Annotated in this window: 12 protein-coding genes; 5 read left to right on the forward strand and 7 right to left on the reverse strand. The window is 42.9% G+C overall.

The window, feature by feature from the left end; all coding sequences use genetic code 11:
- The first annotated feature begins 306 nt into the window (after window positions 1–306).
- From B3Q63_RS00180 to accC, 3 genes are all read left to right on the forward strand, one after another.
- On the forward strand, window positions 307–1,674 hold the full coding sequence (locus B3Q63_RS00180) for an MATE family efflux transporter (RefSeq protein ID WP_296172346.1): 1,368 nt from the start codon (window positions 307–309) through the stop codon (window positions 1,672–1,674).
- A 251-nt stretch (window positions 1,675–1,925) separates the two neighbouring features.
- Entirely contained in the window at window positions 1,926–2,354 is a 429-nt protein-coding gene (gene accB, locus B3Q63_RS00185; RefSeq protein WP_296172350.1) for an acetyl-CoA carboxylase biotin carboxyl carrier protein, read from the forward strand.
- Between the two features lie 158 nt (window positions 2,355–2,512).
- The gene (gene accC / locus B3Q63_RS00190) at window positions 2,513–3,874 is read left to right on the forward strand and encodes an acetyl-CoA carboxylase biotin carboxylase subunit (RefSeq protein WP_183617923.1); all 1,362 of its coding nucleotides are present in this window, start codon (window positions 2,513–2,515) and stop codon (window positions 3,872–3,874) included.
- Window positions 3,875–4,029: 155 nt separating this feature from the next.
- Here accC and B3Q63_RS00195 read toward each other — a convergent pair whose 3' ends face one another.
- Window positions 4,030–4,647, reverse strand: coding sequence for a hypothetical protein (locus B3Q63_RS00195; RefSeq protein ID WP_296172356.1), 618 nt, complete (start codon window positions 4,645–4,647; stop codon window positions 4,030–4,032).
- Window positions 4,648–4,954: 307 nt separating this feature from the next.
- Window positions 4,955–6,739, reverse strand: coding sequence for a 2-isopropylmalate synthase (gene leuA / locus B3Q63_RS00200; protein ID WP_281491340.1), 1,785 nt, complete (start codon window positions 6,737–6,739; stop codon window positions 4,955–4,957).
- Between the two features lie 229 nt (window positions 6,740–6,968).
- Here leuA and B3Q63_RS00205 point away from each other — a divergent pair, with 229 nt between their 5' ends.
- The gene (locus B3Q63_RS00205; protein WP_201563473.1) at window positions 6,969–7,457 is read left to right on the forward strand and encodes an Lrp/AsnC family transcriptional regulator; all 489 of its coding nucleotides are present in this window, start codon (window positions 6,969–6,971) and stop codon (window positions 7,455–7,457) included.
- A 43-nt stretch (window positions 7,458–7,500) separates the two neighbouring features.
- Here B3Q63_RS00205 and B3Q63_RS00210 read toward each other — a convergent pair whose 3' ends face one another.
- The 5 genes from B3Q63_RS00210 to B3Q63_RS00230 form a co-directional block, all read right to left on the reverse strand.
- Entirely contained in the window at window positions 7,501–8,856 is a 1,356-nt protein-coding gene (locus tag B3Q63_RS00210; RefSeq protein WP_296172365.1) for a YbfB/YjiJ family MFS transporter, read from the reverse strand.
- 133 nt (window positions 8,857–8,989) lie between these two features.
- Window positions 8,990–10,345, reverse strand: a complete 1,356-nt coding sequence (locus B3Q63_RS00215) for an ABC1 kinase family protein (protein WP_296172367.1) — start codon at window positions 10,343–10,345, stop codon at window positions 8,990–8,992.
- A gap of 67 nt (window positions 10,346–10,412) precedes the next feature.
- Window positions 10,413–11,207 carry a HesA/MoeB/ThiF family protein gene (locus B3Q63_RS00220; protein WP_296172369.1) on the reverse strand — a complete coding sequence of 265 codons (795 nt, stop codon included), beginning with the start codon at window positions 11,205–11,207 and terminating at the stop codon, window positions 10,413–10,415.
- Between the two features lie 108 nt (window positions 11,208–11,315).
- The gene (gene prmC, locus B3Q63_RS00225) at window positions 11,316–12,221 is read right to left on the reverse strand and encodes a peptide chain release factor N(5)-glutamine methyltransferase (protein WP_296172371.1); all 906 of its coding nucleotides are present in this window, start codon (window positions 12,219–12,221) and stop codon (window positions 11,316–11,318) included.
- Between the two features lie 66 nt (window positions 12,222–12,287).
- Window positions 12,288–14,210 carry an AmpG family muropeptide MFS transporter gene (locus tag B3Q63_RS00230; RefSeq protein WP_296172373.1) on the reverse strand — a complete coding sequence of 641 codons (1,923 nt, stop codon included), beginning with the start codon at window positions 14,208–14,210 and terminating at the stop codon, window positions 12,288–12,290.
- 475 nt (window positions 14,211–14,685) lie between these two features.
- Here B3Q63_RS00230 and B3Q63_RS00235 point away from each other — a divergent pair, with 475 nt between their 5' ends.
- Entirely contained in the window at window positions 14,686–15,615 is a 930-nt protein-coding gene (locus B3Q63_RS00235) for a LysR substrate-binding domain-containing protein (RefSeq protein ID WP_296172376.1), read from the forward strand.
- Window positions 15,616–15,840 lie beyond the last annotated feature (225 nt).

Genomic DNA, 15,840 nt, shown 5'->3' on the forward strand with positions numbered 1-15,840 from the left:
TTAGACGAGTATAAGTATTAACAAACGCGTCTAGAACGTTGACATCAGACTTAAGCTTGTTTACCATTATTTTTAATAATAACCTGTCGATTCTGCTTGCGAATTGACGGGTTATTTTTATTTTAGGGCTACCATTTTTATTTTTATACCTAGCCGGCCTATTGTTACTCAGATTGCACTTGCTCATATTATTTATCGGAGTATTATCGTCGCACCAATCCTATTTTACTGTCTTGCTATTAACTTGTTGATGGCAGCATTTGCTCATCTACAATCATTACCGCAAAGAATAAAAAGTTGCTTATTATGGTTTTCCCATTATCTTTCAGAGATTTTAAAAGTTACAGCTTACGCCTAGGCGTACTTGCACTGCCTATTTTAATTACCCAGTTTTGCCAAGCCGCGCTGGGGGTTGTCGATGCCATTATGGCCGGTCAAGTCTCTGCCCTTGACCTAGCCGCCGTCGCTGTTGGTTCCGGTATTTGGCTGCCATTATTCTTATTGGCGACCGGTATTTTAATTGCCACGACGCCGCTCATTGGTGAAGCAATCGGGCAAAACAAACACAGCCAAGTACCACACATCACCCAACAGTCTTTATGGACGGCAGGTGTCATCGGTATTCTCGGTTTTGTTATCGTCAATCTGGCACCCAATATACTTGGGGTGATGGGTGTGCCTGAAAACATCCAACCTATCGCTTCCCAATATCTACGAGGGGTATCGTTCGGTTTCCCTGCGATTGCGGTCTATGCGGTACTGCGTAGTTATTGTGAGGCGCTTGGTCGACCGGAGCCTGTGACAGTTATCAGTATCATCGGGCTGCTTGCCGATATTCCGCTTAACTATATCTTTATCCATGGTCTATTTGGCATGCCTGAGATGGGCGGCGCAGGTTGCGGGGTTGCAACCGCAATAGTCCTTTGGATTAATGTCATACTATTAGCGACTTATACCAGTTTTACTAAGCGTCAACAGTTTGCCAGTACGCGCTTCTTTTATGCTTTTGCCCGTCCCAATCGCGCGCAAATCAAAAAACTATTAAAGCTTGGTATCCCGATTGGCATTTCTATCTTTTTTGAAGCCAGTTTATTTAGCTTGGGAGCATTGGTAATCAGTCCCTTAGGCGAGCTTGCAACCGCCTCGCATCAGGTGGCGCTATCGGTGACCTCGCAGCTGTTTATGATTCCTATCTCAGTCGCGATGGCGCTGACGATTATGGTGTCCAACCGCTTTGGTGAGAAAAACCTGATGGCATTACGTCAGGTACAAGCCACAGGTTTGATATGGACGGTAATCATTGCCCTTACTTGTATGCTTGGCATTTGGTTATTTAGACCGCAATTGGCCGCGGCCTTTACCGACAATCCCGACGTCACAGCCCAAGCCATGCACCTACTTATCTTTGCCTTAGCCTATCAGTTATTTGATGGTTGGCAGGTCAATGTCGCCGGTATATTACGCGGTATGCAAGACACCACCATACCGATGTGGGTCACGCTATTTTGTTATTGGCTCGTGGCCCTACCACTTGGTATTTATCTGGTGCGCTTTACCGACGTTGGCGCGCAAGGTTTCTGGATAGCACTTATCACCGGCTTATTCCTATCTTCCATCTTGCTTACCGTACGTTTGCGCTATCAGCAAAAACGCTTAACCATGATGTGGGCTTAATGTTGTCATTACCTTTATCCAATCGTAGCGTCTAGTAACCATTACTAGCGCTACCTTGTCACATAGACTATGATAAATCATTAAGTATTTCTTACTCTATAAGATAGCTTACGTCATAATATGTAAAAAAACTCAGTTAACAACTGTACATCGATTGCTCATTGGCGTGAATATAGGTATCATTAGCAATTACCAACACAATATTTAGTTACACTATTTTCTCGAATTTAGTACAAGGCAAAATTAAAATTATGGATATTGAAAAAATACGCACCCTGATCGCACTCATGGAAGAAAGTGAACTGGTTAATTTAGAAATCAGCTCAGACGACGAACATATTAGCTTAACTCGTCACTATGATGCGCCTGCACCAACGATGATGGCCGCTCCAGCTGTTGGCGCTGCGCCAATCGCTGCTGAAGCCACAGCCGCTATCAAAGCTGGTAGCGTTGAGACATCACCGATGGTTGGTGTTTTCTATTCAGCCCCAAGCCCTAACGATCCACCGTTTGTAAAGGTTGGACAAAAAGTACAAGCGGGTGACACGCTTGGTATTATTGAAGCCATGAAAATCATGAATCCTCTTGAAGCGACTCAAAGCGGTATTGTGGATGAAATCTTAGTAAATAACTCTGAAGTTGTGCAGTTTGGTCAGCCGGTCATACGCTACAAAGCGTAACGCTATTTCCAACCTTTACTTTGTAATGATTGAGACCTCGTTATTATTGATACGGCATCAGCGCTCAATTTACCTAAATGAGTTGTATCGTCATTTATTTTTATGATGTCTAAAATAGCGACTTTATCAATGACTGCCGCTTCAACAAGGATGACCCCATGATAAAAAAACTGCTCATCGCCAATAGAGGTGAGATTGCCCTACGTATCGTTCGAGCTTGTAAGGCGCTTGGCATAGAGACTGTCGGCGTCTATTCTACCGCTGATGCAAATTTGATGCATTTACGCTTTGTTGATGAAGCAATCTGTATTGGCAAACCCAATGCCAACCAAAGCTATCTTGATATCAATACGATTTTGACCGCCGCTGAGATTACTGGCGCTGACGCCATTCATCCCGGTTATGGTTTTTTAGCTGAAAATGCTGAGTTTGCTGAGCGTATCGAAGAAGCCGGATTGACCTTCGTCGGCCCTAACGCCGATCATATTCGCTTAATGGGCAATAAAGTTTCTGCCATCAATGCCATGAAAAAAGCAGGTGTGCCAACGGTACCCGGTTCAGTGGGTGCGGTGACCATGCACAATGCGGAAGAGCAAGCACGCAATATTGGCTTTCCGCTTATTATTAAAGCAGCTGCAGGCGGTGGTGGTCGTGGTATGCGCGTCGTTGAGCGCTTTGAGGAAATTATTGGTCAAGTGCAAGCGGCAAAGCAAGAGGCTGAATTGTGGTTTGGCGACGATACGGTCTATATGGAACGCTATCTACAAAATCCGCGCCACGTAGAAGTACAGGTACTTGGCGACGGCAATGGTAATGCGATTCATCTTTATGACCGTGATTGCTCTTTACAGCGCCGCCATCAAAAAGTATTAGAAGAGGCTCCTGCCCCTGATATCCCTGATGATGTACGTCAGCCTATCCTCGATGCCTGTGTCAAAGCCTGTAAGCTGGTCAAGTATCGCGGTGCTGGGACATTTGAGTTTTTATTTGAAAACAATGAATTCTTTTTTATCGAGATGAATACCCGTGTACAGGTTGAGCATACCATCACCGAGATGATTACAGGTATCGATGTGGTCGTTGAGCAGCTTAAAATCGCAGCGGGCTACGGTTTATCTTATCGTCAAAGCGAAATTGAAGTTCAAGGGCATGCGATTGAATGTCGTATCAATGCTGAAGATCCAGTGACCTTTATGCCATCACCCGGTACTGTCACTCAGCTGTACTCACCTAGTGGCGCTGGCGTTCGCTTTGATTCACATCTCTATCCCGGCTATGAGATTCCAAGCTACTATGATTCTCTGATTGGCAAGCTTATCTGCCATGGTCAAACGCGGCAGCAAGCAATCTCTAAAACCCTACACGCACTTGATGAATTGGTGATTGAAGGTATTAAGACTAATATACCGATGCATCGTGATGTGATTTTGGCTGATGATAAATTTGTCCATGAAGCACAAAATATTCATTATCTTGAAAGAGAGTTATTAACGGCTAATAAAGACAAGGCTGATTCATAGTCTGTCTAAATGCTATTGTTTTACAAGAAAATTAATAAAAAAACCGCTATCCAAATAGATAGCGGTTTTTTATTGTGTCAGTATTTTATAAATGAAGATTTTAAATTTTATAGATAACAATTTACAGACGACAGTTTATAAATGATAATAAAATATTATGGTAATACTCTAGTGAAATTCATAAAGCATTCGGTACCATCAGGGTCGGCACACCACTGCATTTGATTACCGTCATGGTTTAAAAACGCAATCAGCGCCTCATCAGTCTGATCTATCTGATTGCCTGAGCAATCTACCTCATTGTTATCATAGACCGTTTTGAGAGCAATAATCGGCAAACCCTCTTCGCGGTGAGTGACTAGGTAGCGACCATAGGTCCATTCTTTACCGCTGACTGCCCACATCTCATTATCCGCAGCAAAGTTATATAACTCACGGCATTGATTGGATTTTGCTGCTGAAGCCATCAGTTTTTGACTGGTACTCGGCTTGATATTAACGATACGTTTTTCATCTTGGCTCAGTAGCCCATCTTTCGTATCAGCGCTTACTCTTGGCTCAACACTTTTTGCTTTTTGCTGCTTGGACGCTGCTTGTCTGGCCTCCGCTTCTTTAGTCATTGTGATACTACTGTCTAAATCTATCTCCCACTGTCCGGCAATGGCGGGACTGATATGCGTGGTAATCGTGGGCTTACTGACGACTTCACCATTCGCTGGCAGTGAAGCTAAAATAGATGCCAATGTAAATGAAGCAAATGATATAGGTTCCATAATTAACCTTGTTTTTCTACTATTATAATAATGAATGATATATACATTAGCGTAAGTCTTAGACACCAAAAACACAAGTAACATTATGCTATCACTCGTAAAGACGTCGCTAAGCACGCACTCAGTTATAATTATTTCAATATAAAAAAGGTACTTTTAAAATAGCGTTCTGCTAAGTTAAATTCTTACATAAAAAATAACGCCATGGCTAACTTGCTGGTTGCAAGAGCCATGACGTTATAGATTGCTGTCTTAAATAAACTGTCTTAATGCTAATACCTTTTTAATATTAATATTATAAATTTTATTAAGCAGCGGCAGTATTTACTGCCTGAGCAAAGGCAGATAACGCGCCTTTAAGCATGGCCGATACGGTACTACTACAAGTGCCAATACCTGAATAAACCTCACCGTCGACATTTAGCTGAATGTAAGCGGCAGCGTTGGCGTTGGTTTTGTTATCATTATTGGTATCATCATCGATGCCATTACCGCTATTGTGCTGCGGATTAATCGCATGCTCAGCGTAGTTGATGACATGGATAGATTTACCCGTATGCTGGGCAAGTCCGTCAATAAACGATGATAAAGGACCGTTACCCGTACCATCAATAGTAATAGCGTCACCATTCATCTGTACTTGACCGTTAAAATACACCTCACCGCCTTTATTATTGACACTATAATCTAAAAGCTCAAAGCTGCCTTGCTGCAAATAAGTGTCTTCAAAGGTTTGTAAGATTTCATCGTTCTGCAATTCACGGGCAGCGCTTTCCGCTTGTTTTTGTACCACACCGCTAAAGTCAATCTGCATCCAGCGTGGCAAATTAAAGCCATAGTTACGCTGCAAGATATAAGCAACGCCGCCTTTACCAGACTGGCTATTGATACGTACCACGTCTTGATAGCTGCGACCGATATGCGCCGGATCAATTGGCAAGTACGCCACATCCCAAACATTTTCGGTCTGCTCGGCATGCTTTTCATTATAATCGAGGCATTTTTTGATGGCATCTTGATGCGAGCCACTAAAGGCGGTAAAGACCAACTCGCCAACGTACGGATGACGAGGATGAAGTGGCAAGTTATTACACTCGCTCACCACCTGTACAATCTCACTCATATTACTAAAATCAAGCTCTGGATCAACGCCTTGGCTGAACAAGTTCATTGCCATGACCATGATATCCATATTACCGGTACGCTCACCATTGCCAAGCAAAGTGCCTTCAATACGATCGGCACCAGCAAGCACGCCAAGCTCAGCCGCCGCTACCGCACAGCCACGGTCATTATGGGTATGCAAACTGATAGTCACATGCTCACGTTTGGCAAGATGACGGCAGAAATACTCAACTTGGTCGGCAAATACGTTTGGCGTTGACGCTTCAACCGTCGCGGGCAAGTTTAAAATCACTTCTTGACCGTTTTCAGGCTTCCAGACATCACAAACCGCATCACAGACTTCGACCGCATATTCCGTTTCAGTTTGGCTAAAGCTTTCAGGTGAATACTGGAACACCCATTCTGTTTCTGGATATTTGGCCGCGTATTCGACCAATAAATTAGCACCGGTAATGGCAATCTCTTTAATTTCAGCTTTATTTTTACCGTAAACTTTTTCGCGTTGGATACGGCACGTTGAGTTGTAAACGTGGACGATGGCACGCTTCGCCCCTTTTAATGACTCAAAAGTACGGGCAATCAAATGCTCACGCGCCTGCACCAACACTTGCAAGGTGACATCAGCAGGCACATGATTTTCTTCGATTAATTTGCGCGCAAAATCAAACTCAACTTGCGCCGCTGACGGGAAACCAATTTCAATTTCTTTAAAACCCACATCGACCAAGGTTTTAAAAAAGCGCATTTTTTGTTCAATCGTCATCGGATCGATTAACGCCTGATTACCATCGCGCAGGTCCACGCTTGCCCAAATTGGTGATTTCTCAATCGTTTTGCTCGGCCAAGTGCGATCTGTCAGCACAGGTGCAAACGCAAATGGACGATATTTACGGAAATCGAAAGCGGCATTTTTTGGGGTAACTTTTGCAGAGGTGTTGTCTGCATGGCGTGTTGCTTGATTAGGCATAATCAATCCTTAGATAACATAAAGAGCTGAGTTGAAGTGTAGATTTTAGCTGGGCAACTAATGACCAAATCATTCTTTATCATACGAGATAATAAAAGTTTATGCCATTATAATAACAAAGTTTCTGCGTTAGAAATCAGCTTTATTTCACCGAAATTTATAGTAATTTAGTGAAAAAATGCACAATTATGATTATAATTGCTGTAATTCACCAATAAGGCGATATTCGATGTTAAATAACCATACAGAAAACTCTTTAGCCATAGATATTGACGATACTGACAAACAGATATTACGCTTATTACAAACCCAAGCACGTATGAGTATTACCGAGCTTGCCGAACGGGTTAACTTATCGGCGACCCCTTGCGCGCGCCGTATCAAACGCTTAGAAGATTCAGGCATCATCACCGGCTACCATACCCAAACCGATGCGCAAAAACTCGGTTATCCTCTGGCGGTATTTATCGCGATTAGTATGGATCGCCATACTGCAGATCGCTTTGAGCTTTTTGAAGAAAAAATTCAAAGTTTCGATGAGGTAGTTAGCTGTAGTATCGTCACCGGTCGCACCGAAGATTACTTAATTAAAGTGCGTGTACGCGATATGGCGCATTATGAGGAGTTTTTATTGCATAGGCTCAATCGCATCGAAGGCGTCGCCCAAGTGCATACCAGCTTTGAGCTACGAGAAGTATTTAGCCGTAGCGTGGTTTAGTTTGACGGTTAATGTGGCTGTTTCCTTTCATTAACTCTAATTATCAATTAAATGAGGACTGAGACTGGCGCTGAGTTTGACGCTGAAAAAAGAAAACTAAAACCAACCCTAATAATAAACCACTAGCCGCGACCAATAAACCGGCGTTAAAATTGTCCTGTTTTCCTGCCAGCGCCACCGTGACCAACGGCCCTATGAACTGCCCTATTGCATACGCCAAAGTTGCCAGCCCAATTAATAAATTTGAGTAAGCGGAATTGATATTTTTAATCAAATTAAGTGTCATTGACACCATACCGACAAAGGTTAAGCCCAAAATTACTGCATTACCGTATAAGCCAATAGCACCATCAGACCATATTGGCAAACACATACCAAACGCTTGTAATAAGGTCAAACCCATCAAGGTTTTGGTCTCGCCAATGCGCTTGGCAAGTGCGCCCCAAATAGGGTTCGATAGCATGGCAAAGATACCAACCACGAGCCAGACCAGTAATCCTGCATAGCTTTGCGTCGTCAGGCGCTGCGTTGCCATCACTGGCAAAAAAGTCGCTGAAGTAATATAACCAAACCCCGCCAACACATAACTTGCCGACAGTAATACAATCGCCTTGGTATGACCTGCCACCGCTTCATATAAAGAACGTTTAAAATTAAGATAAGTTTGCTGTATGGATAGGCGCTGATTGCTACGGTTTAATTTAACAGGCTGTGATTTAAGGGATGATAGCTTAGAGGATTGTCGCTTAGGGAACTGCAAGTTAGAGGACGATAATTTAGATGATGATAAATCAGCTGAAATCAGGTTTTGCGGTCTAATAGCATAAAGCAGCCATAATAACGGTAGACTGATAATCCCTGCTACTAGCCAAATGATATCGAAATGATAGCCGAGTGTTAATAACCACCATGTCAAGACGGCAGAGGCGCTGATACCGACGCCAATACCCGCATAATGCAAGGCTGAGAGTACCGAGCGGCGCTCATCACTAAAGCTTTGAATCACTAGCGATGAGCTTAAAATCATCGCCACCCCACTGGCGATACCAGATAACAAGCGGATGACATACCAAAGATTTAACGACAGATTTGGCACCACCAATAGCATGGTGGTAACGATGCTGACTGCTGTCCATGCTATGAGCATTTGCCATGTCAAACGTTGGGGCACAAACATCGCAATCAGCGCGCCAATAAAATAACCACTATAATTGACCGAGGCCAGCCAACCTGCAATGACCGTCGATAATGATAATTGTGTCATAATATCAGGTAAGGTTGCGGTAAATAAAAACCGCCCAAACCCCATAACCACCGCCAGACAATATAACCCTATACAAGCAATCGCCGTTTGATTGGTAATAATAGTAGCAGCACGGCTTTTAGAAGCAGTCATCATGACAGAGCCATTTTGTGGCAAGAAGCACACAATCCTTTGTGTTAAAAGCAGTCAAAAGCAGTGATACATAACCAATTAAAAATAGAATAAAAGAGTTCTAAATATAACGCTTACTACTATCATGTACTTACTATTAAGAGATATTTCGGATTGGAGGACTCGCCTGCTCGGCTGTTTCTGCTTGACCTAACATTTGCACGCGCTGATCGCTAAACATATCCATATCAGGGGCAAGCGTGCGCATAAAACGATCAAAATAGAGCATTTGCTTGGTCAATAAGGCAAAGTCACGTGGGAAATGAATACCATGACGCTTGCCGACCTCAACAATCTCTAACATCATTTTATTTAATTCATCGGCCTGCTCTTTGCTATTGAAAGGCACGCCGCTGGTAAAGGCTTTGTCTTCTGCCATAATGGTTTTCATCATACGCTGCAAATCATTGCCCAATGCCACGACGTCAACTTGGTTGCCGCCATGGGTCATCTCCATATCAATCATATGGCGCGCCATTGCTTGATAATCGCTGTCTTGCATTGCTTGCATCATACCCATACAGGCGCGCCAGCTCTCAGCTTTTAATTTACCAACGATACCGAAGTCCAAGAAACCAATACGCCCATCGGTTAATAGCATCAAATTACCCGCGTGTAAATCTGCATGGAAGCTATTACAGAGCATGAGACTGGCAAACCAGGTATTCAAAGTATCTGCCATCACTTGCGCAGGGTCAGTACAATACTGACGCATGACGGATTCATCTACCATAGAAACGCCGTATAAGCGACTCATGGTCAGCACCCGCTTGCTGTTCAGCTCTTCATAGACGGTCGGCGCGACGACGCGTGTATTTCCTGATATCGCTAAAAACTGCTGGAAATCGCGGATATTTTGCGCCTCAGCGATAAAGTCCGTTTCAGCAAGCATGCGCAAACGAATTTCATCGATAATAGGCGCAATACTGGCAAAGCGCATCGAAGGCATTAGTAGCTCAACCAATTTGGTCACGCCATGTAATACGCCCAAATCCGTTTGCATAATGGTTTCAACGCCCGGTTTTTGTACCTTTAATACCACTTCATCGCCATTATGCAAACGCGCGGCATGTACTTGGGCAATAGAGGCTGATGCTAACGGTTTTGTGTCGATATGAGCAAACATCTCCTCAAGCGTCAGGCCATCAACGGCCAGCTCTTCTTTTAATACCTGTTCAATATAAGCATAGGATAATGGCGTCGTTTGATCCAAACAGCTTTGGAATGCTTGAACATATTCACGCGGGAACAATGATGGCGTACTGGCGATAAACTGCCCAATTTTGATGTAAGTCGTACCTAATTGTTCAAAGGTTTCCTTTAGCAGCATGGCATCAGGTTTTTCACCTTTTGCAATTCTAAGCGCTGACAAACCAGCAACGCTTGCAGTTTGGCGAACACGATTAACGACATTAAAGGTATGCTTTAATAAATGCGGGCGATGAATTTTCATAAGACACAACTATGGTAATAAAAAGGAGATTATGAGGATACAGAGACTGAAAAAGGTTTAGTATGTGCTAATCTTTAGTACAAATCGGACAATGCGCATCTTTGCGATAGCCCATCAGCCGTTGCTGCATCTGGCTACCATCCCATATTAACAGCTTGTTTGTCAGTGGATTTTTGGTTAATCCTAGGTATTGCAGCGCAGCATTGGCTTGTAAGTTACCCATGATAGCTGTCGTACTAGCAAGTACCCCTGAATTGGCACAAGTACGTTCATCCGCCTCTGCATCAAGTACCACAGAACCAAAGACGCAATGATAGCAGCCTGTATCCAAGTGCGGCTCATATAATGCCAACTGCCCTTGCATCGCTATCGCTGAAGCAGATAACAACGGAATCTGATAGCGAACACTAATGCGATTGATGATATCCCGGGTGGCAAAATTATCAGTACAGTCTAAAAGCAGGTCAGGCGTGCCAGATGCCATATCAAGCAGCTCATAAGCATTGTCTTCGCTCAACCTTGCCACTGTCCCACCGGCACTAATCAGAGGATTAATTTTGCTGAGCATCTGCGCCGCTGTAAGCGCTTTAGATTTGCCGATATCTTCAGGTAAAAATAGCGTTTGCCGTTGCAGATTACTGGCTTCAATCATGTCATCATCTATTAGATGCACTTGCCCCAATCCTGCCCGCACGAGCGTTTCAGAAGCTGGGCAACCAAGACCGCCTGCGCCAATCATAACGACGCGCGATGCTTTTAAGCGTAATTGAGCATCGATATCCCAGCCATCAAGCAATATCTGCCGTGCATAACGCAGCAGCTCTGCATCCACTAGCTGCCCTGTTTCTTTTGACTGCGTCATACTTTCCACCACAATTTTTCACCACGATTTATAATCAAAAAACGTATTACTAAAAATACCTGCTATTAAAATAATGGGGGTCTAAAACCCATTCACTATAATAACCAATTATGACAGCTGACCCAAAGTCACCCTGTCATTCCCACCAAAATCCTGAACCGTATGGACAGAATCAAAGCTATTGTCTAAAAACAGCTGACGAACTGCTAAACCTTGATCAAAGCCATGCTCAATTGCTAAAAGCCCACCTACATTCAAATGTTGCGGCGCCTGCTGGACAATATGCTCGATATCGGCAAGTCCATGATTGGGAGCACTTAAGGCGCTAATCGGCTCGGCAACTAATCTTGATAAATGCTCATCTTCTTCATCAATATAAGGCGGGTTAGACACAATCACATCGAATAATGGCTCATCCTGAGTAGCCAGCGCGTCATACCAACTACTTTGGATAAACTCGATATCAACAAGCTCATTTACCATTGCATTGTGCTTAGCGACTTTTAACGCCTCTAGCGATAAATCAACGGCAACCACTTGCCAGCTCTCTGTTGAACTATTTTGACAGCTTTGTTTTAACTCATGCGCCAAGCTAATAGCAATACAACCTGAGCCAGTGCCTAAATCTAATAGGCGCTTTGGTTTTTTATTATTATCGACACTTTTCGGTTGAGAGTTTATCCACGTTAATACTTGTTCAATCAATATCTCAGTATCGGGTCTCGGTATTAACGTATGCTCATTCACTTTAAAGTTCAGCGACCAAAACTCTTGCTGTCCCGTTAAATATGCCAAGGGTGTACCCTGCTGCATCTTGGTCACACCCGCATGAAATTGCGCAAGCTCGCTATCGGTCAGTTGATAGTTTTCATCTGTTATTAAAAATGAGCTTGGTTTATCAATGACAAACAACAACCAATCAGTGAACCAAAATGAAGGTATATTGCTATTTTCACTCTCGTTTAACCACTGCTGAACTTGCTGTTTTATTTGACCAATGGTAGCTGCTTTCATAAATAACTCGTAAAATTACTGTTTACTAAATAAGCTTGTCGAACTGGTTATATTTTATTGTCTTAACTACTCTGATGCCCGTGGTGGCTCTTTGGTATCTGTTAGATTTGGATTGGCTTTGGTTAACTTATCACCAATACCTTTGCCGCCTTCACCATCGCCATTATTGTCATTGTCGCCATAAATATCATCGTTATCACCAATGACGATATGTTTATCGACAAAGTAAATCAGCGCTAAAATTGGAATACCAATCGCAAAGGTAAAAATAAAGAAGAACGGATAGCCCATACTATCTACAATAGAGCCTGAATAGCCACCCATAACCTTAGGAATAAGCGTCATTAACGAAGAAAAAATAGCGTACTGTACCGCGGTAAAACGTATAGAAGTCAACGCCGATAAGAAAGCAATAAATACCGCGCTAGCAAGACCTGCGGCTAAATTATCAAAAATTACCGCCATATACATGATTGGCAGACTGCCCGGATTATAGGTCAGCACCACAAATAATAAATTGGTCGCACAAGCGAGAATAGCACCAATCATCATGGCATGCATGATACGAAAACGCTGCGCCAACAGCCCACCTAAGAAACCACCAGCAATGGCCATAATCACGCCAACCAATTTTACCGCATTGGCAATATCGGTTTTACTAAAGCCCATATCTTGATAAAAGACGTTTGATATCACCCCTGCCACAATATCTGAGATGCGGTACAAACCAATCAGCGCTAATAACAATAATGCCTTTTTACCATAGCGTCTAAAGAAATCTAAGATAGGCTCAATCCACGTCGCCATCGCAATTTCTTTTTTGACTAAACCTACTTTTACTAATGCATAACCTGCTGCCAATGCTGCGGCTAAGCTTATCAGTAAATGCAATGTCTCACTAATAAAGCTGACAAACACGCCTTCAAACTCAGGCAGTATCTGCCCTATTAATACATAGGCCGCGATAAATGCGACGACGGCAAACACAAACAATAAAACCAATCTGACATAGTCTTCGCGGGTTTCAGCCACCAATGGCGCTTTATTGATAATTTTGGGTTGATTAATCATAAAGTACAACAGCAGCAGAGGCGCGCACACCACCAGCGCTAAAAAGTAAAACTTAATACCTGGCATTGCCATTAGCGGTATCAGCGCGATGGTACTATCAAAGACCTTATTAATAAGGATATTGATAAGGTATATAACGCCGAACAATAAAGCTGGTATTAATAGTAACGCTGAGTAAATTAGGAAAACTTTCAGGTTGCTTTTTTGCTTATGACTTTGCAAAATTTCAGCCGTTGGCTCATAACTGGCAAAGGTGGTCAATATACCCAAAGTCATGACCCCAGCCATAATATAATAGGTATTGCGCCACGCTTCATAACTATAAAAGCTTTCTGTCGAACCGAAATAATCTGCTAAATATAGCGCGCCTGCCCCAGCCACAATCATACCAACGCGATAACCTGACACATAGATAGAGGACAAAATAGACTGCATCGATGGCGGTGCCAGCTCAATACGGTAAGCATCAATGACGATATCTTGGGTGGCAGAAGAAAAGCCCAGCAAAACCGCCGCACCCGCCATATAAACCAATACGTCTTCGCTAACAGGATTGACCGTCGCCATCAAAAAGATAGCCAATACAATAAGCAGCTGTGATACCACCATCCAACTACGGCGGCGACCCAACCATTTGGTCAAAAAAGGCACCGGCAGCGCGTCGATTAATGGCGCCCAAATAAACTTAAATGAGTATCCCAATGCTGCCCAACTGAACATGGTGACAACACCACGGTCAATGCCTGCCTCTCTTAGCCATAATGACAGACTGGAAAAAATAAGCAGAATGGGAATACCGGCTGAAAACCCTAAAAACAGCATGATAATGACACGTGGGTCTAGATAAGCTTTGGCGGCTTCTCCCCATGATTTTTTGGCAATCGGTTGATCAGGCGTTACAGGTTGGACAGCAGACATAATAACTCACCAAAACTTGAGACAAAAGAACACAACTGCGCACAATTTTTATCAATCATTTCTTATTGATTATAGATAAAAAGGATCGATAAAAATTGCTCAGCGTTGCACAAAACTATCATTAGCACAAAATTGAATTATGGTACTTGAGAACGCTAACCTTGACTAGATGTTTTTGCATTAACTTAATAACCACAGCATTTGGCCACCTTATTTATTTCATGACGGTAACGTCGTGTATCAAAAACTCACTTAAATATTAAAATGACTTTCTCTAACCGTATCTTGTTTTCAAATCAACTTGTCCATTTAAGTTAAATAAACTATTCTATATTCCTAATTAACATAAATTCATAGCTATTTATTATATACAAGAATAATAGCTTTGATTTACACTGGTGACTTACTGAGTATTTGTACGTTTTTATTTTTATATACAGACAGGGTTTGTATATTTATACAATAGGGTTAAGTGATGGCAATCGACGTAGTGGTCAATCAGCGGCATCTACAAATCCAACTTAAGCAGTTGGAAACAGTGTGGCATACGGTAATTAATGGCTATAATTTAAGTCAAGCAGCAACTGTGCTGCATACCAGCCAATCGAGTCTATCAAAACATATTGCAGCACTTGAAAACCAGCTTAAAACCGAAGTGTTCGTGCGCCAAGGCAAACGCCTGACGGGTCTGACAACCATGGGCACAGCACTCATGCCGCACATCGAATCTATCTTTGCTGAAATTCGTACCATTGAAAACCTCAGTCTGGATTTTAATAATCCCAATATTGGCACGTTAACGATTGCCACCACGCACACGCAGGCGCGTTATGTATTGCCAGAAGTGGTCAAAGAATTTAAAGAGCGCTTCCCCAAGGTTAATTTAATCCTGCAACAGGCAGATCCTGAAACCATCGCCCAGATGGTCATTCGCGGGCAGGCAGATATCGGTATTGCCACTGAATCGTTATTACACAATAACTATTTGCGTTGTTACCGCTATTATGACTGGACGCATCGGGTCATTGTACCAAGCGACCATGAGCTTGCAGGATTGGAATCGATTGATTTACCAACGCTTGCCAGCTATCCGATTGTGACTTATCACGGCGGCTTTACGGGACGCGGCGCGATTGATAAAACCTTTAGCGATGCAGGCCTTGAGCCTGATATCGTACTCGCCGCCCTTGATGCCGATGTGATTAGCACTTATGTTGGATTAGGATTGGGTATTGGTATTATCGCTGAAATGGCATTTGAGCCAAGCCATTATCATAATTTAACCGCCATTCCTGTCGATCATTTTGGGCGTTTTACCAGTTGGATGGCGGTACGTGATGATGCAGAAATCCGTCAATACGGACGCGCCTTTATGGAGCTATGCCAAAAGCAATTTAGTCAGTAGTTATTAACTGAGCCAGTAGCTTTTTAAGGAGTAGCTTTTTAAGGAGTAGCTTTTTAAAACTCAGCGCTTAAGCAATTCGTAATAACTTCAAGCACTTAGCTTAATCATCGTTTTTCTCATAAATACAAACGGCACCGTTCTCAATAGATAGCGGTGCTTTTTTGCTCTTATATACGCCGCAAATTATTATGATTTGTTACTATCTTAAGTGCTGACCTTTATATT

Origin of the sequence: Psychrobacter sp. UBA2769, assembly GCF_002352555.1 — a bacterium.
Lineage (GTDB): Bacteria > Pseudomonadota > Gammaproteobacteria > Pseudomonadales > Moraxellaceae > Psychrobacter > Psychrobacter maritimus.